The organism is Natronococcus occultus SP4 (genome assembly GCF_000328685.1).
GTDB classification, from domain to species: domain Archaea; phylum Halobacteriota; class Halobacteria; order Halobacteriales; family Natrialbaceae; genus Natronococcus; species Natronococcus occultus.
Genome location: NC_019974.1, coordinates 291,751 through 316,266, shown reverse-complemented (window position 1 = coordinate 316,266; position 24,516 = coordinate 291,751). Strand labels below are relative to the sequence as shown.

Sequence of the window (24,516 nt, the reverse complement as noted above, 5' to 3'; positions counted from 1 at the left end):
TTCACCTACCGCCACTCCTCCTCGAGGAGGCCATACCAGTGGGTGTCCCGGTACTCGCCGTCGACGAACGCGGCGTCGCGGTGGACGCCCTCCTCGGAGAACCCGACTGACTCGAGGAGCCGCTTCGAGCCGTCGTTGAACCCGTAGACGCGGGCGGCGAGCCGGTGGAGACCGAGCTGGTCGAACCCGTGGCCGACGATAAGCTCCACGGCCTCGGAGCCGTACCCCCGCCGCTGGTGGGCCGGCGCGATCCAGTAGCCCAGCTCGGCGCCGGCCGACTGCCAGTCGATCGACTCGAGCCCGATCGTCCCTACGGGGGTCGCGTCGACGACAACCAGGAGGTGGATCGTGTCGTCCGAGCAGACGACGTCCTCGTAAAACGCCCGCTCCTGATCGGCGTTAAGCGGCGTCGAGCGCCCGATCGGTCGCCGGATCTCGGGATCGTTGACCTGGGTCTGGAGGAACTCGAGATCCTCTTCCTCGATCGTCCGCAGCGTTACGTCGTCGCCGGTCAGAAACGCGGGCCCGGGCATCTACCCGACACCTCTACGCCGGGCGAAAAAAGCGATTCGGCCGTCCGCGGTCCGCCTCGTGCCTCGCTACTCGAGCAGCCCATCGAGCTCCGCAGCGTGTGTCGCCACCAGCTCGCCGAAGGCCTCGGCCTCCCGTCGCTCCTGGGTCGTCCGGTCGGCGTCGTCGCGTACCCGCCGTTTCAGGGCGGCGAGGGCGTCCGTCTCGGTTTCAGCGAGCTCCTCGGCGACCGTCCGCGGCCGGTCCTCGAGCCGCGAGACGAGCCCCATTCGGAGCGCCTCGTCGGCGTCGACGACCCGTCCGGTACAGGCCAGTTCCAGGGTGGCACCCTCCCCGATGATTCGGGGGAGCCGGACGGTGCCGCCCCAGGCGCCGAACAGCCCGAACGTGACTCCCGGTTCGCCGTAGGTCGAGTCCGGGGTGCCGACCCGCAGGTCACAGGCCAGCGCGAGCTCCAGTCCCCCGCCGCGGGCGGGGCCGTCGATCTCCGCGACGACGACCGCCGCCGCGTCCTCGATCGTTCGGGCAACGCGCTGGCCGAGCCGGGCGAACTCCTCGGCGCCGTCCCGGTCGAGGTCGGCGACCACCTCGAGGTCGGCGCCGGCACAGAACGCGGGCCCGGCGCCACGGATGACGATCACCGGTTCGTCGGCGTCGGCGACCGCCCGTTCGAGGGCCTCGAGTCCCGCGACGGTCAGGGCGTTGCGTCGGTCCGGCCTGTCGATCGTGACCGTTCGGATCGCTCCGTCGCTGTCGACGTCGATCATGGGTCGAGTGTACCGGGCGTTTCCAAAGGTCTTTGCCTCCTCCCTCGTAACGGCCCTATGATGGAACAGGCGGACAGCTGTCGGCGTGCGGCCCTCGAGGCCGTCACGGACGTCGAACCTGCGGCGCTACACGAGTATATCGAATCCACGCTCGAGAGCGCGTCGATGGTTCCCGGCGCGCTCACCCTCGAGAGCGCCCGTACTGTCGGCTCGACCGACCCGATCGGACGGGACGACGGGATCGTCACGCACGCTGCCGGCGTACAGCTCATCTACGAGGGGCTCCGGCTCACGCGCTCGCTGGCCCACGAGGAGCCCTGGACCGACCCGGAAACCGACGTCGACGGCGACCTCGAGATCCTCGCAGCCGACATCTTCGTCGCCCGCGGCTTCTACCTGCTGGCCCGGACCGACGCCGCGGACAAGGCGGTTCGTACCGTCCAGGCGTTCGGCCGCGACCAGACCCACCGCCTCGAGGACCGCGACGGCTCCGACCACGCGGCGACCCGCGATACCAACCTCGAGCGGGACGTCCTCGAACTCGCGGTGCTTGCCGGCGCCACGGCCGTCGACGAGAACCCGTCACCGTCACTGCTCGAGACCGCCGACGAGATCGCTGCGGCCGCCGGAACGTCGTTTCCCGCGGTCGAGCGGTCGGCGATCGGTACCGATCCGCTCTCGGAGCGCTCGCTCGAGGACTCGCCGACCGATCGCGCGACCTCCGTCACCGACAGCTGATCGCGACACGCCGACCCACGCCCGGTGGCGAATCGAAACCCCTAAAGTGGACTCGGCGTAACGAACGAGTGCGCGCCTGGGTAGCTTAGCGGTAAAGCGCGTCCTTGGTAAGGACGAGACCCCGGATTCAAATTCCGGCCTAGGCTCTCACCGTTTCTGCGGTTCGACGCTTCGTTCGGAGCGACGGGGACGCGAGCGTCGGCGACGTCCTCGGTCGACGACGCCGTGGTTCACCCGCCGTCGGTGCTCGCGGGACGGGTTTCGAAAGGGATAAATTCGTCTCGACCGAAGGCAGAATTACGCGCCTGGGTAGCTTAGCGGTAAAGCGCGTCCTTGGTAAGGACGAGAGCCCGGGTTCAAATCCCGGCCTAGGCTTGCCCTTCGGGCAACTTGCTATTGGATAGGAAGAGCTCCTCTAGCATATAGTTTTGCCCGAATTCGTCGCTACATTTGATCCCTTTTTCCGCATATCTTGCCAATTCACGGCGAATACATTTGATCCCGTGAAGCGGCCATTTAATCCCTTAAGAGCCTCGGCAGCCCGCTATCTATGGATCTTCGTCTAATTAGTGGTCTTTCAAGTGTACCGCTCTCGCGGAAGGCGCGCGCATCATCTTGCTCGAGCAACCTTACTTTCTTCCATATTGAATATATTCAACACCAATGTAATAGATATTAGAAAATATATTTAAGAGGGTTGCTACCGTAGTACGTAGTAAGAACTCCGGGAATTGGTCACACTGAAAGTGGCTCGGTGCTGAAGACACCGAACCGGGGTTCTTAGGAGTGAACCCATGTCCGTCAAAGCAACCGACTCGCAAAATAGTAACGCAACACTCGCCGACTACGCTGACGTCTGCCGGAACGGTCAAGAAGGATGCTGTGGTCCCTATGGGGACGATCTCCCCTGCTTCAGATGTTATTGCTACGAATAGATATCTGCACTACTCAAAACGACAAGCAGAATATTTGAGTTTTCCAGTTTTACCCTTCGTTAGAGAGTAAGTTGTTATAATTTCTATCAAAGTATTTAATGATTTGATCTGGTCCTAACTTAGCAGCACTCAGTAGTATGCCCTCTGCTAACAATTGTGCATAGTACATCGCCTCCACAAAATCATCTTCATCTATAGAAGTAGAGTGAACTATACCATGTCTATTATTTTTGATTAGTGAAGTCACTCTATCAATATCTATTATTTCCTCAAAGAACGGATACCCATCAATTATCATTTTTAGTTTATCTCCATAAGAATACCGAAATCCTATTGAACGAAGAAGTTTATAAAGCCGATCTTTAGCTACAAATTCATCCGAAATTGTTTGAATGTGTTCATCCAGCCAATCGTGATACTCGCTAGGTTCCATCAAATATTTTTCATCCGACACGTAATCAAAATAAGACTCAAGTCCGATAAACAATGATAATGCCTTAAATCGATAATACATATCAGGGTTGTAGAGGTTGCTGAAATACATTGAGTGAAAGGTTCTTGCACCCATTGAATGCGAATACCAAGAAGAAAGCGATTCTTCTAAATCTATATCCCTTTCAGTAAAATTCCAGTCCGAAAAGTTGATTGACGACTCGACATAGTCCGGTTCTTTATATAGCAATTCGATGTTGTCATTTGGCAGAATGGAATCGTTGTAGTTTATTCTAACACTATTTGGAAATACTGGCTTAGAAGCTAAAGCAAAGTAATCGTTCAAGATCCGAATGTACTCATGAATTTTTTCTACCTCTTGCTTAGAATCGAAGATAAATTCAAACACTATTCGTTCATACGGGCTTGGAACGGTACTTATATTTTCAACTCCAGTCTTCTGCCGTACCCTTAGATCACATATGTCGGATATTGATATTTTAGGGCGCGATATGGCCTTTTGTTCAATTGTTGCCGTGTTATCGTCCATACTAAGGCCTGATTTCACTGCCCGTTCTTCCATCCACGGAGCTATGTCTGGATACTCAACCTCAAGTGACGAAAATTCAAACTCAGACACATGGTAACCAAGATACAATTCCTCTGCTCTATATGTTTCCCACCCCGTTCCACCTTTCATCCCTTCACTTGTCTGAACATTATTTCTTAGGGTTATATTCTCGCCCTTTATACTTTCTCCAAATAAGGCGTCAAGAGATTTCCTACTTCTAGATCCGATGTTTTGCTCACCAATCAAATCAAACAATGTGAGCTCTGCACCCTTCTCCGGGCTATACTCTAAAACTCCCGGGACTGAGTTATTGGGATTTCCAGGCTTGTACCATCTACCCTGGATCGATTTACTTTCCATATCCCGGCTTGTTATCCATATCTAATTTATTCTTCGGTGTTTGTACACACAATTGATTAGATTGTTCCAGTCTTGATTTAGGTCATTGATTTAAGAACATCGGTTGCTGAAATTCTAGAAGAGCTAAATATACGAATATGAAAACGAAATATAGGATATCTCTCTATCAGAAATCAAGTTTGGGTGCCATCGGAAAGTGGATTCCGTCGCCGTTCCGATGGTGAAGTCCGCTACCAGGGATAGAGATATTGTACCGATTAGCGACCGACTAGTTAGAGAGTAGTAGCCCATTCCGACTTACTGAAGTGATTCGCTATCAGCAGAAGCGCCGGCGATTACATACCGAATTTGGCTTTGAGGTTTCAATTCCCAGCAATATTTTCCGCAAGAAGTACCATCGTTTTGTACTCACTCCCCGTTGATGGTGTAATAACCCCCCTAGTCGTCTGACACGGTTCCTACTGGCTTTTGGGTAACCTGAATGCAAATCTATTCGATGAGATGAAGACCGGCGTCAGCGTAGCCTACGGCCCTTCAAATCGACTATGAATGTTGACTATCATTCGCTGCCCGGCTTCGCCGAAGGCGGGCCACCTACTCCACCATATTAGTCGTGACTGCTGACTATCTCTTTATTACGAAGCTCCATGGCGATTGTTCCTCAACCTTCTCTAAATTTTGTAGGAATTGATATATTCTCCGATTGCCTCTATATTCTCCATCCGCTATGGGTACCACAAAGCAAGATAAGAGCTCTTCAGCCAGCATTTCAACATTAACCCTAGAGAGTGCTCGAGAACGCTGCCAAGAAGCGATAGACGATGGCTTTCGAGCTGATCACCCCGTATTAATTGACGCACTCCCGGCGATGGGTAAGAGCTCGGGAGTTATTCGGTGGGCTGCTGAGACGGGAAATCCGCTAACGATCTTTGGAGCCCGATATGATATGTATGACCAGTACGCCGAGTGGTGTGAAAAACAAAATCTATCGTATAATCACCTTCCCTCATTCCATCGGGATTGTGAGACGGCAAATGGAACCCACGGTGATAAGTGGAGGAAGGATATGCGCCAATACTACGGGGCCGGATTAACCGGAACCGAGATCCATGAGGAAGCATTCGATCTCTTCAGTAAGGAGCTCCCTTGTCAGGAGAACGGAGAGTGCACCTATCTCTCGAACCGGCAGATCACTAACAAGAGTGATGTTGACGTTTTGATCGGCCACTACAAGCACGCCTATGTTCCACATCGTGTGGAAGGACGTTACATTGTGTTTGATGAGTTTCCAGAAAACGATTTTCTAGAGAAGTTTGAGGTGGGAGCGGTAACTCGAGCCATAAACAACTACCTTTCGCGCGATGATATGCTTCCATTTGAGCATTTCGAGGATTTGCTGGAGAATCGGTATACCGGGCGCAGGCAGTTAGCTACAAAGACTTTGTTTGAGTTGTATAACCCAACGCTCTCGCGTGATCCAAAAGGCATTGTAGAAGGACGAAATGCAAGAATTCACACCGAAGCTGCTGCTATGGTTTACGCTGTTGCGATGGCCGAAGATTTGAGGAACGAATGGGAGTACACTCGGCTATCAGATGGTCGTACCGCCGTCCGAAGTTCCCGTGACAGCATACTTTACATGTTAAATCCGCCTGCGCTCGATGGAGCAAAGGGCGTTGTTGCTTTGGATGGAACCCCCACGGTCCCGAAATGGGAACTTCTCCTTGGGTCTGAACTCGAGCACCAACAAGTGCTCACCGACCGTGAACGGCGAACATACGTTAGTGAGTGCCTCAAATTGCGAGTGATCCAAACAACGAACCACTTCAAACCTTACGCTGCCCGTCATGGGAAGGGTATCAATGAGAGAGAAGGTTTAGTCCTAATCAAGGCGATAAAACAACGTGAAAAGCAATCTCCGGTTCTCATTACGACAAAAACTGCACGCGAGAGATACGAACAACTTGGAGTAGCCAACTTTGTAACGGATACCGAGCACTATGGGAATCTTAAAGGCTCTAACAAGTTCAAAGATACTTCTCTTGGGATTGTGATTGGGAGTGCTCACTATGGCGATCCATACGTTGAGATGTGGGCCGCGCTCGCTGGCAAATCAGCTAAGCGGGTAGAGGGAACTCGCGGGAAGACTCTCGACTATGGAGACTCCGTCGCAAACGACGTCCTCTACGGGATGCGTGAGAATGAAGTCTTGCAAGCGGTGATGCGATTTGGTCGGGACGGCAAACAAGCAACGGTCTACGTACATACCGCTGCCCTTCCCGAATGGGTTGAACGAGCCGAGAACTTACCCGCTATCCATACATGGTCGAAAGGAATGAACAAGGTTCTCGACGCGATACGGGACCTGCGGCAAGACACATGGACGGTGGAGGATATAGTAGAACACGAAGGGGTGCAAGTGACTGACCGCCAAGTTCGGAACCACTTGAACATGCTCCGGGATCACGGCTATCTCAAATGCGACGATAGTGTAAGGCCATATCTTTGGTCCGGTAAGCGGCTTACTGAAATCGGCAAAGAGGGACACGTAATATTTGATGGTGAGTAGATTTAGCAGTTCTACTTCGGAACTTTTCCCTATTAGGATTCAATAGACGATATTTCCGTATAGAAAGCGGAGGGGGAGCGAAGCGACCCCGGAGCAAGTTATTGGCTTCGCCGAAGGCCGGGTAACCTATACAAAGAGCGGAGGGAGCGAAGCGACCGGAGCGAGGAAATATAAGAAAGGTAAACTGAATTGTTTCGTTATAGACGGAAGCGGCCCCGAAAGCGAAGGGGGAGCGAAGCGACCCGGAGCAACCTATTCCGTTCTTGCCAGTATGATTCCGCTGCCCTTCCGCCGATAGCGAAAAACTCCGAAATTAGAGATTGTTAGCTAATTTGCGTGATTTTCCAATAGTAAGATTTCATGGTAAAAATTAAAAGTCTTTTATATTCGATTGTCTTTCTCTGGATTTCACTTCTTCCAGCAGTTCATTAAAATGTGTTTCGCACAATATCCGGTGATGAGGTTCTCGTGTAATATCCTTTGTGTTAACGCCACCTAATTGATTCCAACGTCGCGTCCTCCAAGTGCCATATGTAGCTATTTTACCGCAATAAGTACAAGAGCTTCCAGTTTTAATTAGTTCTTCGTCATAACAAGTTTGGCATATATGCAACGGTTGCTTGTTTACGTCGCTTAATGGTACTATACGGTGTGTTATACTTTCGCCAGTAGAACAAATTGCACAATATTGTTGTTTCATCACCTCCGCTAAAATGTTCTTTTTCATAGGAAATCATCCAGAGAATGATTTGATGCAGCAGGTCGCTTGGGACGAATTTTCCCCGTGGTTTCATTAAATTCTATGGCACCTACGTCTTCTAGTCCAGAAAGGCGATATTCCAGTGAGCTTTCCTTAATACCGGTAAGATAGCTTAACTCCTCTATGTCCATGCTCCCATATTCATCTATGATTTGTCCGATGAGTAGCGACTTTTTGCTTCTTGTTTCCCACTTAGTCTCTCTTCTTCTTTTTCGCGTATCACGCCTTATTTTTTTGAAGTCCCCCTCTATATTATCGATCGATTTTCTTATTTCGTCTATTGGTTCTTTTTGCCATATTTCAGATGCTTCCGATCTTTTGCTCTGAATTAAAAAGTCTACCGACCCATCATTCTTCATTGTACGTCCAAATTGGTTTTTGCAAGTAGTGTTCCATTCAATTATTGTATCATGATTTCCATCATTCAATTTCTTCTCAATTAGATTCGTGTTCAAAATCCAATTATCATCTTCATCTACCAGCACCGGAAATTCAGACTGCTCACCGGGAGCAAGGCTTGATATTTTCCATTCTCTTGTTCTCCCATCTACCGTCCATTCGGCAGACACATCATATGCATATCCATCGCCGGTGTTTTTTATTAAAAAAACCGATGACACAACTTCTTTTGATTCGATTTCACCTACAAGATGGGGTTCATGTGATTGACGATGCATTTTAGCTTGCTTGTGGTATAAGATGACAAGGAGGAAGCTTAATAAGAGAGAACCGCCAGCACCGAGAATTTGTGCGAAAGTGTCGGAACTAAATGGGGTCTGGTAGGTTGCAAATGAGGTCGTTCCCACATATTCAAGCACGATAATAATCAACAAGGAAATCGGAATGCACCATGCAATCAAGAGGTATTTTTCATACCACATATTTCGTAAGAAGTCACGAATCCATTGCCAACACATGTGAAATGGCACAAGTATTAAATACTTAAGGTCTTCTAATTAGAAGAGTTTCGGGCTGTCGTAGCACTTCTTTCCTATTCCGCGTGGGCATCTATATGTCCTTCAAGAACTCTTTCCGACGTTCAGCCTTCTCGTCGTGTGTTCCTTTGTCGTAGTGCTTCTCGAGTATCTTCCCGCTCATGTTCACTCGCTCACTTGTGATCTCCTTGGGCTGTCCCGCGTTCCGTGCCGCCGTTACATACCCCCTCCGCAAGGCGTGGGGACTTACCGAACCCGGACACTTACTTGCCATATTCCAACTAGTCGCTTCACAATTCTCCGGATCGGGTTTGTCGTCAAAAGGACAACTATTCGAATAGAAGCAAGGGCGGGTCGATCCATAGACATGGCGAGTGATAGTTGTACGTGCAGCACGGCCATGATCCGTTGCTATCAATGGCTTCCGTCCATAGTCGTCCGTGACACTAGGTCGGCTAGTGTCGAGATAATCAAGTATCACATCACTCGCGCTGTCGGTAAGTAGCACGTCACGTTCGCTATTTAGTCGTCTCTTGAGGGGCGTTCCTTGTTCCGGCCTATGCCGAACCTCAAGTGCTGGCCGATCGCCATCAAAGTCCCCGACATCAAGTGCACGCAATCCACCAATCCGCATACCCGTTTTCCAGAGAATTAGGACGATTACGTGACGGAGACTTGCGTACTCAAATTTTTCAAGATGCTCGAGTATCGCTTGTGCTTCCTCACGTGTTAGTACATCGTCACAAATTTCGTCTTCCGGCCTAACTTGTGGTGGTTGCACAAGGTCATATGTCCCAAGGGAAACCGCTTGGTACCGTTCACACGCTTGTATGAACCCCTTGATCGTCCATAGATCGTTACGCGCAGTTATCGGCTTGACCTTCTGCAAACGGTAATCTTTGTATTGTTCTATCACGTTGCTATCGACGTCTCGCATATCAAGGTACCCGTTATTAACCAACCAATCGGCAAACGCATTCAACGCAGCAGTGTAGTTGTGTAATGTCTTTTGGCTAACGTGTGTGCGCTTCTCTCTAAGATATCGGTCCTTCGCTTCGGCGGGTGTTGTTTCTTTGAGCATTCGAACCCGCAAGTCGCAACTTCAAGGGCTTACGGCCTAAGTGCGTACTTCTGCCGCCGCAGGCGACGAGAGCCCGGGTTCAAATCCCGGCCTAGGCTCTTGTTGTTTTGTTACCAACCGTACGAACGAGCTGTAGCTGCAGGGCCTGAGAGTGAGGCTACCGACGAGTTGCGGCAGTAGGTGAGAGTGAGAGAGCCACCGCTCGTGTCAACTGCCCTGCGCACGGTGGCACGGGGCTTGTCAGTGAACTCACCGCGTCGTACCGAGTGATTCTCGGCGTTCACGGGTCGGCATCCCTGACTTCAAGGGCCGATTGACCGCGGCCCGTGACCAGCGACAACTGTGGGCCGCTGACCACTACCAGACTAGTGGGATGCCATCCAGTAAAAAATATGCATAGCGTAGCGAGTGTCGGGGTTCATATCATCGTGACCCCGATGAGAACGATGCCGGCGACACCAGCGAGGATACCAACAGCTGTGGCCAGCCGTGGACCCCACGAAACCGTTCGTTCGAGCGAAAGCACCACCGCGATAATCGCCATCCAGAGAACGTTCATCGAGCCGGCGACGACCATGAACGCGAAGAGAGCCCAACAGCACCCGACACAGAAGAGACTGAACCGAAAGCCCATGCTCGCGGCGCCTCGGACGCCCGGACGGTGATAGCTCATCAGAAAACCGAACGGGGATCGACAGTTATCTAGACATCGGTACTTGTACGGAGACAGTTGGTATCCACCGAGGAGTATCAACACGCCCCCGAAGAGAAGGGAGCCGTGATTGCCGGCGAGTGGAGCGATCGCAACCGCCGAGTTCACCGCAAGTGGGACCAGTCCGGTGAGCGTCCAGACAAGGGTATATACCGCGAGCAACGTGCTCAGCCGGGCAGCTTTTGCGAGGGTCGACAGCTCCCGAAGTGTGCTGTTGTACAGCCGAAACAGCGGCACCGTCGAGGGATACATCATGGCGATCATCATCACTCCCCACATGACCAGATAGAGTCCGATGCCGACAGCGCCCTGCCCAAGTGCCATTGCCTCCGGGACACCCGGATCGGACATCTGCATGTCCATTCCTTCCCCTCCCGGCATCGGCACCCACCGCCAGAGAACTGCGACCCACGCACCGAGTGCGATCACGTACATAACGATGGCGATGAGCGGAAGCTGACGAACGGTGAAAACTCCCCGTCTCGGTTCGTGTGTTGGCATATTCGTGGGAGATACTGAGTCAGGTGTTCGCCATCTCGAACTCGCTGAAGTACGAGTTGTTGCCGCTGACATCCCACGAGAAGTCGTTGTCGAAGGAAACAGTCGCTTCGGTCGTCTTTCCAGTGTTTGCTGTTTCCGCTGGTGGAACGAACGGGTGAGGGGACACCGATCCCTGCTCGTCTCCGAAGCCAGCAGCGCTGTCAGTCTCGATGGTGACGATATCGCCGGCACTGAACGAGAGGTGACCATCCGCTGCCGAGTAGGAAAACGGCACGACGACGCTGTCTTCAACAGTATCGATCAGCGGCGCGGCGGCTTCGAACAACCCGCCGGCCTGACCGGAGAAGATGGTTTCGAGCGCCTCGGCTTGCTCTTCGTCAGCGGCGGCGTCGATTACGAGAACCACGCGCCACCCGCCTTCGAGGAGAACTCCCTCGTCTATGAGAAGGAGTCCTGCCCCCAGCCCGTCTACGGAGACGTCTCCGTACGTCCCCTCTTCGATGTTCCAGAACAGAGCGACAGTACACCCACCGTCATCTGCTGGTTCCCACCACAAACACTGGCAAGGTACCGAACAGTTGCACGCTTCGATGAAGTTTCCTTTGAGGTTCCAGTCTTGTGTCATTGGTACTCACCCCTCCTCCGTCCAGTAGTGAACTGGTTTCGTTGAGAGTGGGCGTGAGACTCCCACGAGAAACTGCAAGTAGTTACCTGGTGACAGTGTTGCAGTTGCTGGCATTCATGCAGCAACCGAATCGGGACTGCCAGGCCTGACGATGACAGCGATCACTCGGGCCCGTACCGAACAACTCGTTCCGTTGAGACAGACGTGAAATAAAAGTACGAAACGGGGGAGCAGTGTAGCTATGTCGTGGCATTTGGGCAGGAGCTGCGTCGTTCTGTAGCCGGTGAAGAATCGTTAATCCCTGCGCGGGACGTGAACAACCGTCTTTTTCTCCTCCGAAGAGTCCCCGGAGCCGAAACCACGCTCCAGTCTCCCAGCATCCGAGAACGGACGACCCCGTATATGTGACGGGGAGTCGAACGGTTTCGTATGAAGATACTCGTCCCGCTCGATGACTCCGAGCCGGCGCTCACGGCTCTCGAACACGCCCTCGAGACGTTTCCGGAGGCCGACCTCACGATCCTGCACGTCGTCAACCCGTCCGTCTCCGCGTACCGCAGCGACGCCCCCTACAACTTTCCGCGAGCCGTCGAACTCGAGGAGGAGAAAGCCGAGGCGCTGTTCGAGACAGCACGAGAGCTCGCCACAGACCACGACGGAACGCTCGAGACCGCGACGATGGTCGGCGCTCCACCCCGTGGAATCGTCGAGTACGCAAGCGAACACGACGTCGACGGGATCGTCCTCGGAAGCCACGGACGCGAGGGCGTCTCCCGGGTCCTCCTGGGCAGCGTCGCGGAGCAGGTCGTCCGACGCGCACAGGTGCCGGTAACGGTCGTTCGGTAAGGCCCGCAACGCCGTCAGCGCCTCGCGCCCAACGGCGGGGCGACCGCTCGTTTCGACGGTTCCCGTGAACTGGGAATCGGGTTACAATTCAGTACCGACGACCTCCTCAGCACCGACTGATGGAGACGAACGAGTTCCTCGACGGTGAGGCACTGACTGGCAAGCACGCGGCGATCGTGTTCGGCCTCTGGATCGGAATCGTGGTGGTGGGCGCCTTCGTTCTGACGTTCGTGGTGTAGCGGAAACGGTCGGATCTCCGCTTCGAGTGACGAACCGCTCCATGAATCGGTTCTCGGTGGCCGTCGTTCGAGACGTCAAGCAACGGGGACGAGAATCGACGCCACGCTCTCGCTCAGTCGTCGCCCGAGAACCGTCTGAACACCACGTAGAGGACGACGAACAGGACGAGAAAGACGGTCAGTCCCTGCGTCGCCTTCGCGAGTGCGCTCTTTTCGGACGTCTCGGGATCGGGTTCGTCCTCGATCGGCGCTTCGTCCGTCGTCTCGTCGCGAACGGCCGCGGACTCGCCGTCCGGCGCCGCAACTGGTTCGTCGAGGACGTCCTCGACACCTTCGAGGATCGGTTCCTGTAGCGGCGTCGCCATGGCGGCACGAACCGCTTCGCGGGCGAGTAGCTGCACCAGTTCGTGCTCCAGATCGAGTTCCTCAATCGCAGCGTTCATTGCGACCGACAGTTCGACGGACAGTCGGATAACTGTTGGCGGTGCCGTCTCAGGCCTGTTCGAGCGCGTGGGCCGCGTTCAACACCGTGGCGTCGTCGAACCGGGAGCCGACGAGCATTAGCCCGACGGGGAGCCCGTCGACCTCGCCGGCGGGAACGCTGACCCCAGGGTGACCGGTTCGGTTGAACGGCGTCGCGTTGTGAACGAGGTTGTTCTCCCGCAGGCGGTCGTACTGATCTCGCCCGGGTTCGTGCTCCGGTGGTTTCGTCACCGCCGTCGGCATCGCCAGCAGGTCGTACGTTTCGAGGACGGTGTCGTACTGTTTGGTGAGGGTGACGATGAGGTTCATCGCGCGGGCGTAGTACCGGGAGTGGTACTCGGTGTTGGTGTACGACCCCATGAGCAACAGGAGCTTGAGCCGGGGCGGGAAGTCGTCGCTCTGGGCGCGACGGTACTTACCGAACGACTCGATCCACGAGCGGTTGTACCACGCCTTCCAGCCGTGGCCGAGCCCCTCGCCGGAGATCGCGTCGAGCAGCCCCTCGGAGGTACAGACGTCGTGGATGTCCTTCGAGTCGAGGTGCATCGGGATCGAGACCTCCTCGACTGTCGCACCAAGCTCCTCGAGCCGATCGATCGAGTCCCGGACGGTCTCGAGGACGTCCTCGTTGGCTCCCTCACGCTCGAATCCTTCCCGGAGGATTCCGATGGAGAGATCGGAGACGTCGCCGTCGAGCTGGTCCGCGTACTGCTCGACGGGAACGGTGCTGTGATCCCGGAGATCGCGCTCGTTGCTCCCCGCGATCATCGTAAGCGTTCGGGCAACGCTCTCGACGTCGGGCCCCATCGGTCCCGGGTGGTCGATCGCGTGCTCGATACCGATACAGCCCGTGTAGGGAACCAGCCCGTAGGTGGGCTTGTGGCCGACGATGCCACAGAAGGCCGCGGGGACCCGAACGCTGCCGCCCTGGTCGGAGCCGATCGCGACGTCGACCTGGTCTCTCGCGACCGCGACCGCGCTGCCGCCGCTCGAGCCCCCGGCGAGATAGTCGTCGTCGTGGGGGTTCAGGACGGGGCCGAAGGCGCTGTGGCCCGTCGAGGTCATCGCCATGTCGTCCATGTTCGTCTTGCCGACGATGTCGGCACCCGCCTCCAGCAGCCGGGTCGTGACGGTCGCGTCGCGGTTCGGGACGTACCCCTCGACGACGGAGGAGCCACAGGTCATCTCGACGCCGGCGACCGAGACGTTGTCCTTGATTCCGACCTCCCAGCCGTCGAGTTCGCCGCCGTCGTCACCTTCGACGAAACACTGGGTGACCCAGGCGTTGTACGGGTCCTCCTCGCTGGTGACACGACGGCCGGCGTTTCGCGTCCGGTTTTCCGTGCCGCCGAGACGGGGTTTAGGGTCGTAGGACATGACCGTCTCGTAGGACTCGAGTTTCCGTTCGGCCATCTCGATGAAGAACTCGAGTTCCTCGTCGGTCAGATCGAGAAAGAGATCGTCGCCCAGCTCCTCGAAATCGTCTTTCGTCGGTACCCGCAGTGGCATATTCGACTAGTGGCACCACCGCTAGAAGTGAGCGGCGGTGGCATTCGCAAGCCTCGGGATTCGCTCCCGTTCGGAGGGTGTCGCTCGAAAGCTGAACTGTCGGCCCTCGGTTCCGTCCAGCGACCCGTCAGAGCCGTTTCAGTCTGATCTCTCGATCGGTGACGGCCTTGACGTTGTTCTCGTCGAGCGGGTACGCCTCCTCGTCGGCGTCGCCCCACCCGAGCTGGGATTTGAACGTGTCCGTGACGTTCGGGTCGGGGTCGACGTACGCGGTTCCCGCATCGACCTCGGTAACGATCCCGATCTGGTCGCCGTTATCGTTGACGACGTCTTTGCCCTCGTCCTCCGCTGTGAACGTTGCACACATACATCACGTACGACGGAGCCCGTGTGGGAATAGCCACAGCAGGAGACTGCAGGGAAGCCATGACCGTCTCCCTCGCTGACCGTTGGTCGTTTCGAACGGGCGACGGAACGTTTTCCTCGTTCGAGTCCGCATCGAAATCGATGAGCCGACTTGTCGAACTCGAGTCGAACGGTCCACGAACGCTCGATCCCGCCGATATCGACGACGAAAAGGGCGACGTCGCAGTCTGTCAGTGTGGCCTCTCGGAGTCGTTTCCGTTCTGTGACGGGAGCCACCGTCGAACCGACGACGAGGACGCGGAGACGACGTACGTCTACGAGGACGGCGAGCGGTCGGTCGTCGAACGGGTGGTGACGCGGGACGAGGAGTAGTCACAGCGAGCGAGCCGAGTTGAGCACGACCAGCAGGCTGCTCGTCGCCATCGCGACGGCGGCAAACAGCGGGTTCAGCAGGCCAGTGATTGCAAGCGGGATCGCGATCCCGTTATAAACGAACGCCCAGCCGAGGTTCTGTTGAATGCGTCGGTTGGTGGCGGTCGCGACGTCGAACGTCTCGGCGACCCGCCCGAGGTCGTCTTCGACGATGACGGCGTCGGCCGCGTTGGTCGCGAGCTCGGTCCCGCTGCCCAGCGCGATGCCGACGTCGGCGGCGGCGAGTGCCGGCGCGTCGTTGCTGCCGTCGCCGACCATCGCGACCCGACCCCGCGAGCGCAGCCGCCGGACGGTTTCGGCTTTTGCTTCCGGCGGAACGCCCGCGAAGACCTCGTCGACGCCCTCGACGTCGCGAAACCGATCGGCCGCGGCCCCCTCGTCGCCGGTGAGGACGACGACCTCCCGACCGTCCGCGAGGGTCCCGACCGCCTCCTGCCACTCCTCGCGGACCGCGTCGGCGACAGCGATCGCGCCACGAACGCGTCCACCCCACGCGACGGCGACCGGAACCGCGCCGTCCTCGCGGATCGCCGCGAGTCGCGACTCGAACTCGGGGGACAGCGACTGTCCGTCCGCGCGGCAGAACGCGGGGTGACCGACGACGACGCGGTCGCCGTCGACGCGACCGGTCACACCCCGTGGGTGACGTTCGAAGCCGTCGACGGCCGCGGTGTCGGCCACCTCGTCTTCGCCGACCGCGTCCACGATTGCGGTGCCGATCGGGTGCTCGGAGAGCGCCTCGACGGCCGCGGCCCGGCGAAGCACCGTTTCAGCGTCGGCGGAGTCGACTGTCAGGACGTCCTCGACCGACATCGTTCCCTCGGTGAGCGTCCCCGTCTTGTCGAGGACGACGACGTCGATCTCGGACGCGTCCTCGAAGATCGTCTCCGCGGCGACGACGATCCCCCGGCGTGCCGCATGCTGGACGCCGGAGGCGATCGCCAGCGGGGTCGCCAGTCCGAGCGCACAGGGACAGGAGACGATCACCACCGTCAGCCCGACGAGAAACGCCGTCGAAGGACTCGAGCCGGTTGCGAGCAAAACGACGGTCGCCGCGGTCGCGATGACGACGACAAGCGGGACGAAGATCGTCGCCAGCTTGTCCGCGAGTCGTTGGACGCCGGGACTGGCGCTTTGAATCGACCACAGCATCGAGACGAGTCGGTCGTGGGTACTCTCGGCGTCCTCGCCGACCTCGAGGACGATCGGGGCGTCAGTGACGACGGTTCCGCCGCGGACGGGATCGCCGACGGCCTTCTCGACGGGGAGGGACTCCCCGGTGACGAGTGACTCGTCGACGGCAGCTTGCCCCTCGCGAACCGTGCCGTCGAGCGGGATCCGCTCGCCGGGACGGACCAGCAGCTCCTCGCCGGGTTCGATTGACGAGATCGGAACCGTCTCGCCGGTCTCGGCGCGGCGGGCCTCGTCGACCTGAGCCTCGGTGAGATCCGAGAGCAGGCCGGCAGCGCGGCGCTTGATCCGCCCCTCGTAGTAGCTGCCGGCGGTGACCACGAGGACGACCGCGACCGAGACGTCGAAGTAGAGGTCGGTTCGGCCGAGCCCCATCGCGAGCGTGCTGTAGGCGTAGGCGCCGAGCGCGGCCAGCGAGACGAGCAGATCCATGTTCGGCATCCCCGCCCGGAGGCTGACGTAGGCCCCGCGAAGGATCGGCAGGCCGGTGTAGAAGAGGACGAACGTCGTCATGAGCCAGATGTTGACGGCGACGTAGTAGCCGTCGTAGCTCCCGAAGTCCGCGAGGGCCTCGTAGCCGAAGTAGGTGGGGTACAGGAACACCGCGTACCAGATCATCACCATCATCCCGAACATCCCGCCCCCGATCAGGAACTTCACGAGGGCTGCGTCGCGGGGCTGGTCGTCGCGGCCCGCCCCTCGCTTGCGGGCCTCGTAGCCGTACCCCGAGACGACCTCGGGCAGGCGCTCCGCCTCGACCGCGTCGGGATCGTAGACGAGCCGCAGCGTGTCGGTCGCGTAACTGGCCTCCGCTCCGCGGATTCCCTCACGCTCGGTCGCCCGGGACTCGAGAAACGCCTCGCAGGTCGCACAGTGCATCCCCTCGACCGCGAAGAAGGCGTCCTCGCCCTCGAGGTCGTCAAGCGACGGCGTCTCGCTCTCGAGTCGATCGCGGATCGAATCGGCGTCGGCGTCCTCGACCGTCTCGAGCGCGCGGTGAACGTCGAGACAGCCCCGACAGCAGAACGTCCCGTCGACGTCCGGATCAGTGATCGGCTTGGACGGCGTCGGAAGCTCACAGAGCGTACACGCGTCGCTCTCGGTGGAGTCGCGAGCGGATTCGGATCCGACCGCGTCGGGACGAGCGTGTGAGGAGGTCATAGGCGCTGGAGGCGATCCGCAGTGGGGAGAGCGTGACGTAGCTCGAGTCGTGACTGCACGGGTTCGAACGGCGTACCGACGGGAACCGGGATCGAGCTAGGACGCCTCACTCGAGTCGTGACCGTGTCCACCCGAGACCGGCGTGAACGCGATGTAAAGACAGGCGATGATGATCACCACGTTGATCGCGGAGACGACGCCAGCCGAGAGCGAGCTGCCGAGCCCGTACCAGCTAACCGGCAGGAGTGCGAGCAGACCGACGACGAGCGCGGCTCGCGGGGAGAGCGCCTCGAGATCCATACCAGAACTCAGGGATCGATCGGGCTTAATAATGACCCCCGTTCCTACGGGATGGGAACCGTCTCGTGCGATTATGCAAGGCACATCCTTACCCCAGCGCATGTGTGCGATGCCAGATGAGTCAAGGCAACGCCGAGAGATCGGCCACGACGAGTACGATCCCGTGGGGACACTCGCGTTAATCACCCTCTACTTTCTCATTATCGCGTTTCTGTGGGTATTCATGTACTTCGTCGAATTCCTCGGAAACGAGCCGACCGTTGTCGGTACCTTCCTGACGGTGGTGGGGGTCGCATGAACATCCACACCTACGAGAAGGTGTGGCTGATCGGCTCGATGGTGCTGATCGTCGGGTTCATCGTCACGGTCACGTACGGCGCGGTCGGGCTCGGTATCGCGATGGTCGACGACAGCGAAGAGACCATCGAGCCGACCGAGCTCGACGAGGACGAACGGTTCGCGGAGCCACGCGTCGAACAGGTTGGCGAGGACGAGTACGAGGCCTACGTCGTCGCCCAGACGTTCATGTTCAGTCCTGATCCGATCGAGATACCAGCGGGAAGCGAGGTCACCTTCCACGCGACGAGCCGGGACGTGATCCACAGCTTCAGCGTCGCCGGAACAAACATCAACACGATGGTGATCCCCGGCGAGGTAGCGACGATGACCGCCGAGTTCGACGAACCCGGCGAGTACGGCGTCGTCTGTAACGAGTACTGCGGCTCCGGTCATCACAACATGGAAGGGGAGCTTCACGTCGTCCCCGAAGACGAGTTCGACATGACCGAACTCGAGATCGAGGCCGACGACGAAGTAGAGACCGGCGACGAAGCGACGATCGAGGTCGACGTCGAGAACCGCATGCTCGAAGCCCTCGAGACGACCGTCACGCTCGAAATCGGCGACGAGGCACTCTCGGAGAGCGTCACGGTCGACGGCAGCGAGACCGAGACGACGACGTTTACGATCGACGCCGCGGACCTCGGCGAGGGCGACCACGACTGGACGGTCACCGTCGACGACTACGAGGACGGTGGGACGCTGACCGTGGCCGACGAACTCGAGGAGGATGATGACGATGAGTAACGCGTACATCGAGGAGTTCCCGGCGGAAGCGAAGGTCGTCCGTACGGCGTTTTACAGTGCGTTCCTCGCGCTCGCACTGGGGGGCGTCTTCGGAATCGTTCAGACGCTCCACCGGACGGGCTACTACCGGTTTATCGATTCCGCGGACTACTACACCGTCCTCACCGCTCACGGCGTCTTTCTCGTCATTTCGTTTACGATCTTCTTCCTCGTCGGCGTGTTCACGTGGGCGGTGACGACCAGTCTCGACCGTGGCCTCGAGGATCTTCGCTTCACGTGGGGCTGGTACGGCCTGATGGCGATCGGAATCACGCTGAGCGGTGTTGCGATCCTGGCCGGCTTTACTGACGCAACCGATATCAGCGCGTCGGTGCTGTTTACGTTCTACGCACCGCTGCAGGGGCATCCGATGTTCTACCTCGGACTCGTCCTGTTCGTCGTCGGAACCTGGCTCGCGGGCGCAGACTGGTTCCGCTCGTGGTGGGCCTGGAAGCAGGAAAACCCCGACGAGCGGATTCCGCTGCCGACGTTTATGGTGCTGACGACGATGCTGATGTGGTACATCGCAACACTGGGCGTCGCCGCGGCGATCCTGCTGTTCCTGCTGCCGTGGTCGCTCGGCCTGATTGACTCCGTCAACCCCCTGCTCACCAGAACGCTGTTCTGGTTCTTCGGCCACCCGGTCGTCTACTTCTGGCTGATGCCGGCGTACATGATGTGGTACGTCATGCTGCCCAAAGTTTCGGGTGGCAAACTGTTCAGCGATCCGCTCGCTCGCGTCGTCTTCGTTCTCTTCCTGATCCTCTCGGTCCCGACGGGGATTCACCACCAGTACCTCGATCCGGGGATCGCCGAGGGCTTCAAATTCATCGCGATGACGAACACGATGTTCCTGCTGTTACCGAGTCTGTTGACCGCCTTCACCGTCGTCGCCAGCATGGAACACGGCGCCCGCCAGCGCGGCGGGAAGGGCTATTTCGGCTGGCTGAAGGCGCTCCCGTGGCGCGACCCCGTCTTCACCGGGATGGCCCTGGCCGGACTGATGTTCGCAGCCGCCGGCTTCTCGGGGATGATCAACGCCGGGATGAACATCAACTACCTCGTCCACAACACGTTCTGGGTCGTCGGCCACTTCCACCTCACCGTCGGCACCGCCGTCGCCCTGACGTTCATGGCAGTCACCTACTGGTTCCTCCCGCAGATAACCGGCAAGGAACTGTGGAGTCGCTCCGTCGCGCTCGGACAGGTCGTGCTCTGGTTCGTCGGGATGACGTTCATGTCGAACGCGATGCACCGCGCCGGTCTGCTGGGCGTTCCCCGCCGAACGGCCGAACCCCAGTACGAGGGATTCGAGTTCGAGGCCGCCGTCGGAAGCATGGGTGAGCTCCAGGCCCAGATCGCGCTGGGAGGAGTACTGTTGACGCTCTCGCTCGTCCTGTTCTTCGCGAACGTCTTCGGAACGGCTCTCAACGGCCGTAGCGACGACCTGCCAGCAAACGAGTACGCCGACGCGCTCTCGGGTCCCGAGGACGCCCCGCTGGTCCTCGACAACCTCAAGCTGTGGACGGGGATCGCGATCGTGCTCGTGATCTTCGCTTACACGTTCCCACTGCTCTCGATTATCGATCGGGGCGGGCTGCTCGGTCCCGAGATCATCCCGCTCCCGGTCTTCATCGAGTCCCCGGCACTGCTCGTGGGGGCCGTCGAACAGCTCACCGCCGGCACGCTCGAATCGATCCGGCCCGTTCTGGAGGTGAGCCGGTAGTGCGGATCTCGAAGGCCGGGCTGCTCGTCGTCCTGGCGCTGCTGGCGCCGCTGCTCGTCGAGCTACGGACGGTGCTGTCCTGGGTGAACGTCGAGCTGACCGTCCTCGAGACGGGACTCGTCGGCGCCGTCCTCGTCGTTGCGATCCTCGTCTGGGCGTTTCTCCCCGAGAACGGAAACGGAAAAACAACCGAGGGAGACGCCTCAAGCGAGAACTGAGCGCCGCCGGTTCGGCTACTGCCAGGTTTCGATCCGCCCGTCCCGGACGTCCTCGACACAGCCCTCGCAGTCGGGATGGCCGTCCTCGTAGCAGGCCGGACGGTACTCCTCGTCGAGCAGGGCAGCCCGCCGTTCGGCGTAGCGCCGACAGACGATCTTGGCGCGACCTTGCTCGTCGGTCGGCAGCCCGCGAGCGTTTCGCGCCGACCGGTAGGCCTCCCGGGCCTCGCCGAGCTGACCATCTGTCGATCCCCGCAGCTCCTCGTACTGCTCGCCCGCCTCCTGGAGCTTCGTCCGGAGGAACCGCTCGAGTCGACGGCGATCCGACATCGTCGTTCGGTTAGGCGGGCGGACACATAGTCTCGTCGCCGACGTCCTCGGCCATCGAACCGATTCGGGACCCGGATTCAGGGGGAATCGTTTTTTCGATTCGCGTCCCACGGAAGCTATGGCCACGGAAGAGTCTCGACCGACCCGTCACGACGAGATCGAAGCGATCCTCGAGCGAAAGGGCGGCGTCGAGGAGGCCCGCGACGACGCCGACAAGTACACCGTCGTCGGCGCAGCGGAACGAAAGACGTACGCGAACTGGCTGACGCCGATCGAGGAACACTTCGTCTGCCACCGCAACGATATTCCCGACGCCGAGGGCGGCAAGTGGACGGTCTCGCTGACGGGGTATCTCGAGGACGCGTCCTCGGTCACCGAGATCAGAGAGGAGTTCCCGACGGTCGCGGTCGCACACACGATGGAGTGTGCGGGCAACGGTCGCGGCCAGCACCGCCCGGAGACCGGCAGCGTCCAGTGGGGGTACGAGGCCGCCGGAACCGCGGTCTGGTCGGGAACGCCGGTCAGCTCCCTGCTGCGCGGGGAACTCGAGGACGTCCCCGACGACGCGTGGCTCACGGCAGTCGGCGGCGACCCATCGGACGGCGAGGACGTCTTCGCGCGCTCGATCCCGCTCTCGAAGGCGGTAGACGACTGTATCCTGGCCTACGAGATGAACGGGGAGCCGTTACCCCGCGAGCACGGCTTTCCTATTCGACTGATCGTCCCCGGCTGGTACGGCGTCAACAGTGTCAAATGGCTCGAGGAACTCCGCGTGATGGACGAAATGGTTACCGACGAGTCGCTGGATCGCCCCGGTGACCACGCCTACTGGCAACAGGAGGCCTACCGGATCCACCCCGAGGACGTCGAACCCGAACGCAACGCGACCGTCGAGACCGTCGACACCTGGGAGCAACTCGAGGGCGGCGATCCCGCCTACCCCTACACCTTCGACCAGACCGTGATGTCGGTCATTGGCGAGCCCGACGGCGAGTCGGCCGTCACCGTTCCCGAGGACGGAACGGTCGAGATCACGGGCGTCGCGTGGGCCGGCGACGACGACGTCGCGAGCGTCGAGGTCTCGACCGACGGTGGCGACAGCTGGGCGGAGGCGGAGCTGTTCGGCCCCGACTACGCGGGCGCGTGGCGGCTGTTCCGGTACGACTGGGCGGCGACGCCCGGTGAGTACGTGCTGGCCTCCCGCGCGACCGACGACCGGGGGAAGCGCCAGCCGATGCGGATCTCGAATCCCGACGCGTGGCGCGACGCCATCGCCGACGACGAGTTCCCCTGGAACGAGGGCGGGTACGCCGCCAACGCCGTGTTGCCGAACGCCCTCGAGGTCGAAATCCAGACACCGTAATCGCCCGACGGAAGCACTTTCGCTCCGGTGCCGGCAGTTTAAATACGATCGGGAGCGAACGTCGGTATGCCTCCCAGTGAAACGAAGAGGAGGCGTGACACAATGAGCGACGTACGACAGCACGCGGACGACATACACGACCAGTTCTCGGACCACATCGACGTCTCGGTCGACGACGTCGAGGACCGACTGACGACGCTCGTCGACGAGTACAAGGTCCCGATCGACGAGGCACGCCGGAGCGTCACCAACCACTACCTCGAGGAAGCCGGCCTCGACCGCGAGGACCTCGCGGGCGGCTCGAGCGAGGCGGCCGAGATCGAGGACGTCGACGAACCCGAACAGTGGATCGACATCACGGCCAAGGTCATCGAGCTGTGGGAACCCCGCAGTGACTCGGTCGCACAGGTCGGTCTGCTGGGCGACCCGACGGGGACGATCAAGTTCACCAAGTGGGCCAAATCGGACCTCCCGGCGCTCGACGAGGGCGGCGTCTACGAACTTCGCAACGTCGTCACCGACGAGTACGAGGGTCGCTACTCGGTCAAACTCAACAGCACGACCGTCATCGAGGAGCTCGACGAGGAGCTCGAGGTCGGCGACGACACCAGCGAGATCGAAGGTGCACTCGTCGACATGCAAAGCGGCAGCGGCCTGATCAAGCGCTGCCCGAAGGACGATTGCACCCGCGTCCTCCAGAACGGCCGCTGTAACGAACACGGCGAGGTCGAGGGCGAGTTCGATCTGCGAATCAAGGCCGTCGTCGACGACGGGCTCGACGCCCACGAGGTCATCTTCGACAAGGACGCGACCGAGAACCTGACGGGAATCAGCTTAGAGGAGGCCAAGGACATGGCGATGGACGCCCTTGATACGACCGTCGTCGCCGACGAGATCCGCGACCTGGTCGTCGGCACCTACTACCGGATCGAAGGGCCGACGTTCGGTCGCTACGTCCTGGCCGACGACGTCGAGGAGCTCGACGGACCAGTCGACGCCGAACAGCTGCTGATCAAAGCGAGGTCGATGTAAATGTCTCAGGCAGAACTCACCCGCGAAGTCGCACGTCGCGTCTTCGCCTCCGAATTCAACGACTCGACGTACACGTTCAAGGAAAGCGACGACGAGCGCGCCCCCAACTACGCCCTGCTGCCGACGGGCGACCGGGCCAACCGCGTGTTCGCCGTCGGGACGCTGACCGAAACCGAGGACGTCGGCGAGGACAGCGAGTACTGGCGTGGCCGGGTCGTCGATCCGACGGGAACCTTCTTCGTCTACGCCGGCCAGTACCAGCCCGAGGCCGCCTCGGTGCTGCGGGACACGGAGACGCCGGCGTACGTCTCGGTCGTCGGCAAACCTCGAACGTACGAGACCGAGGACGGCACGGTCAACGTCTCGGTCCGTCCGGAGACGATCTCGATCGTCGACGAGGCGACCCGGGACCGCTGGGTCGTCGAGACCGCCGAGCGAACCCTCGATCGAATCGAGGAGTTCGAGGCCTGGCAGGACGACCAGGAAGCCCCCGAGAGCGGCTCGACGGCGCCGACCAACGAGTACGCACAGATGGCCCGTGAACGGTACGACTCGCCGGTCGAGAACTACCGCCGCGACGTGATCGAAGCCCTCGAGAACGTCGAGGACGTCGAAGCGACGGCCTGATCGGCTGCTCTCGAGGACACGCTCCAGTTTTTCACTCGGTCCGGAGTTCGT

23 protein-coding genes, 2 tRNA genes and 1 pseudogene are annotated in these 24,516 nt (G+C 59.0%); 13 read left to right on the top strand and 13 right to left on the bottom strand.

Going from position 1 to position 24,516, the window contains the following annotated elements; translation table 11 throughout:
• Nucleotides 1-5: 5 nt before the first annotated feature.
• The gene (locus tag NATOC_RS01515; RefSeq protein WP_015319647.1) at nt 6-533 is read right to left on the bottom strand and encodes a GNAT family N-acetyltransferase; all 528 of its coding nucleotides are present in this window, start codon (nt 531-533) and stop codon (nt 6-8) included.
• 66 nt (nt 534-599) lie between these two features.
• On the bottom strand, nt 600-1,298 hold the full coding sequence (locus NATOC_RS01510; protein ID WP_015319646.1) for an enoyl-CoA hydratase/isomerase family protein: 699 nt from the start codon (nt 1,296-1,298) through the stop codon (nt 600-602).
• A 60-nt stretch (nt 1,299-1,358) separates the two neighbouring features.
• Between NATOC_RS01510 and NATOC_RS01505 the strand changes: the two genes are divergently transcribed.
• The 3 genes from NATOC_RS01505 (at nt 1,359) to NATOC_RS01495 (ending at nt 2,411) form a co-directional block, all read left to right on the top strand.
• Nucleotides 1,359-2,036 carry a DUF7114 family protein gene (locus tag NATOC_RS01505; RefSeq protein ID WP_015319645.1) on the top strand — a complete coding sequence of 226 codons (678 nt, stop codon included), beginning with the start codon at nt 1,359-1,361 and terminating at the stop codon, nt 2,034-2,036.
• A 74-nt stretch (nt 2,037-2,110) separates the two neighbouring features.
• Nucleotides 2,111-2,182 (top strand) — tRNA-Thr (locus NATOC_RS01500).
• Nucleotides 2,183-2,339: 157 nt separating this feature from the next.
• Nucleotides 2,340-2,411 (top strand) — tRNA-Thr (locus NATOC_RS01495).
• Nucleotides 2,412-3,020: 609 nt separating this feature from the next.
• Here the strand turns inward: NATOC_RS01495 and NATOC_RS21660 are convergent.
• Nucleotides 3,021-4,334, bottom strand: a complete 1,314-nt coding sequence (locus NATOC_RS21660; RefSeq protein WP_015319644.1) for an ApeA N-terminal domain 1-containing protein — start codon at nt 4,332-4,334, stop codon at nt 3,021-3,023.
• Nucleotides 4,335-5,280: 946 nt separating this feature from the next.
• On the opposite strand from NATOC_RS21660, the gene NATOC_RS21655 reads away from it, so the two are divergent.
• A complete protein-coding gene (locus tag NATOC_RS21655; RefSeq protein ID WP_157224577.1) occupies nt 5,281-6,903 on the top strand; it encodes a hypothetical protein in 1,623 nt (540 codons plus the stop codon).
• A 723-nt stretch (nt 6,904-7,626) separates the two neighbouring features.
• Here the strand turns inward: NATOC_RS21655 and NATOC_RS21650 are convergent.
• The 4 genes and pseudogenes from NATOC_RS21650 to NATOC_RS01480 form a co-directional block, all read right to left on the bottom strand.
• On the bottom strand, nt 7,627-8,580 hold the full coding sequence (locus tag NATOC_RS21650; protein ID WP_015319642.1) for a CARDB domain-containing protein: 954 nt from the start codon (nt 8,578-8,580) through the stop codon (nt 7,627-7,629).
• Nucleotides 8,581-9,430: 850 nt separating this feature from the next.
• Nucleotides 9,431-9,679: pseudogene (locus NATOC_RS23250) on the bottom strand (phage integrase SAM-like domain-containing protein); the annotation flags it as partial.
• A gap of 418 nt (nt 9,680-10,097) precedes the next feature.
• Complete coding sequence (locus NATOC_RS01485) at nt 10,098-10,892, bottom strand: DUF2182 domain-containing protein (protein ID WP_049888618.1); 795 nt, start codon at nt 10,890-10,892, stop codon at nt 10,098-10,100.
• 19 nt (nt 10,893-10,911) lie between these two features.
• On the bottom strand, nt 10,912-11,517 hold the full coding sequence (locus NATOC_RS01480) for a DUF1326 domain-containing protein (protein WP_015319639.1): 606 nt from the start codon (nt 11,515-11,517) through the stop codon (nt 10,912-10,914).
• 429 nt (nt 11,518-11,946) lie between these two features.
• On the opposite strand from NATOC_RS01480, the gene NATOC_RS01475 reads away from it, so the two are divergent.
• Nucleotides 11,947-12,363, top strand: coding sequence for a universal stress protein (locus NATOC_RS01475; protein WP_015319638.1), 417 nt, complete (start codon nt 11,947-11,949; stop codon nt 12,361-12,363).
• 352 nt (nt 12,364-12,715) lie between these two features.
• On the opposite strand, the gene NATOC_RS01470 is transcribed toward NATOC_RS01475, so the two are convergent.
• The 3 genes from NATOC_RS01470 to NATOC_RS01460 all read right to left on the bottom strand — a co-directional run bounded on the left by NATOC_RS01470 (nt 12,716) and on the right by NATOC_RS01460 (nt 14,961).
• Nucleotides 12,716-13,045, bottom strand: a complete 330-nt coding sequence (locus tag NATOC_RS01470; RefSeq protein WP_015319636.1) for a hypothetical protein — start codon at nt 13,043-13,045, stop codon at nt 12,716-12,718.
• A gap of 49 nt (nt 13,046-13,094) precedes the next feature.
• Nucleotides 13,095-14,594 (bottom strand): amidase, encoded by a 1,500-nt coding sequence (locus NATOC_RS01465; protein ID WP_015319635.1) that lies wholly within the window; start codon nt 14,592-14,594, stop codon nt 13,095-13,097.
• Nucleotides 14,595-14,721: 127 nt separating this feature from the next.
• The gene (locus NATOC_RS01460) at nt 14,722-14,961 is read right to left on the bottom strand and encodes a PRC-barrel domain-containing protein (protein ID WP_015319634.1); all 240 of its coding nucleotides are present in this window, start codon (nt 14,959-14,961) and stop codon (nt 14,722-14,724) included.
• Nucleotides 14,962-15,101: 140 nt separating this feature from the next.
• Between NATOC_RS01460 and NATOC_RS01455 the strand changes: the two genes are divergently transcribed.
• Nucleotides 15,102-15,332, top strand: coding sequence for a CDGSH iron-sulfur domain-containing protein (locus NATOC_RS01455; protein ID WP_015319633.1), 231 nt, complete (start codon nt 15,102-15,104; stop codon nt 15,330-15,332).
• Here NATOC_RS01455 and NATOC_RS01450 read toward each other — a convergent pair whose 3' ends face one another.
• Nucleotides 15,333-17,744, bottom strand: a complete 2,412-nt coding sequence (locus NATOC_RS01450) for a heavy metal translocating P-type ATPase (RefSeq protein WP_015319632.1) — start codon at nt 17,742-17,744, stop codon at nt 15,333-15,335. It abuts the gene before it with no gap.
• 96 nt (nt 17,745-17,840) lie between these two features.
• On the bottom strand, nt 17,841-18,044 hold the full coding sequence (locus NATOC_RS01445) for a hypothetical protein (RefSeq protein ID WP_015319631.1): 204 nt from the start codon (nt 18,042-18,044) through the stop codon (nt 17,841-17,843).
• A gap of 100 nt (nt 18,045-18,144) precedes the next feature.
• On the opposite strand from NATOC_RS01445, the gene NATOC_RS01440 reads away from it, so the two are divergent.
• The 4 genes from NATOC_RS01440 to NATOC_RS01425 are packed head-to-tail and all read left to right on the top strand — an operon-like array spanning nt 18,145 to nt 21,113.
• Entirely contained in the window at nt 18,145-18,342 is a 198-nt protein-coding gene (locus NATOC_RS01440; protein WP_015319630.1) for a hypothetical protein, read from the top strand.
• On the top strand, nt 18,339-19,130 hold the full coding sequence (locus tag NATOC_RS01435; protein WP_015319629.1) for a cytochrome c oxidase subunit II: 792 nt from the start codon (nt 18,339-18,341) through the stop codon (nt 19,128-19,130). The genes NATOC_RS01440 and NATOC_RS01435 overlap by 4 nt, the downstream gene beginning before the upstream one ends.
• Nucleotides 19,123-20,895 carry a b(o/a)3-type cytochrome-c oxidase subunit 1 gene (locus NATOC_RS01430; RefSeq protein WP_049888867.1) on the top strand — a complete coding sequence of 591 codons (1,773 nt, stop codon included), beginning with the start codon at nt 19,123-19,125 and terminating at the stop codon, nt 20,893-20,895. Before NATOC_RS01435 ends, NATOC_RS01430 begins: the two co-directional genes overlap by 8 nt.
• Nucleotides 20,895-21,113, top strand: coding sequence for a hypothetical protein (locus NATOC_RS01425; RefSeq protein ID WP_015319627.1), 219 nt, complete (start codon nt 20,895-20,897; stop codon nt 21,111-21,113). The genes NATOC_RS01430 and NATOC_RS01425 overlap by 1 nt, the downstream gene beginning before the upstream one ends.
• A 15-nt stretch (nt 21,114-21,128) precedes the next feature.
• Here the strand turns inward: NATOC_RS01425 and NATOC_RS01420 are convergent, their stop codons facing one another.
• A complete protein-coding gene (locus NATOC_RS01420; protein ID WP_015319626.1) occupies nt 21,129-21,443 on the bottom strand; it encodes a DUF7091 family protein in 315 nt (104 codons plus the stop codon).
• A 118-nt stretch (nt 21,444-21,561) separates the two neighbouring features.
• On the opposite strand from NATOC_RS01420, the gene NATOC_RS01415 reads away from it, so the two are divergent.
• The 3 genes from NATOC_RS01415 to NATOC_RS01405 all read left to right on the top strand — a co-directional run bounded on the left by NATOC_RS01415 (nt 21,562) and on the right by NATOC_RS01405 (nt 24,465).
• Nucleotides 21,562-22,806 carry a sulfite oxidase gene (locus NATOC_RS01415; RefSeq protein ID WP_015319625.1) on the top strand — a complete coding sequence of 415 codons (1,245 nt, stop codon included), beginning with the start codon at nt 21,562-21,564 and terminating at the stop codon, nt 22,804-22,806.
• A gap of 102 nt (nt 22,807-22,908) precedes the next feature.
• Complete coding sequence (locus NATOC_RS01410) at nt 22,909-23,838, top strand: single-stranded DNA-binding protein (protein ID WP_015319624.1); 930 nt, start codon at nt 22,909-22,911, stop codon at nt 23,836-23,838.
• On the top strand, nt 23,839-24,465 hold the full coding sequence (locus tag NATOC_RS01405) for an RPA family protein (RefSeq protein ID WP_015319623.1): 627 nt from the start codon (nt 23,839-23,841) through the stop codon (nt 24,463-24,465). It begins immediately after the preceding gene.
• The last annotated feature ends 51 nt before the right edge of the window (nt 24,466-24,516 follow it).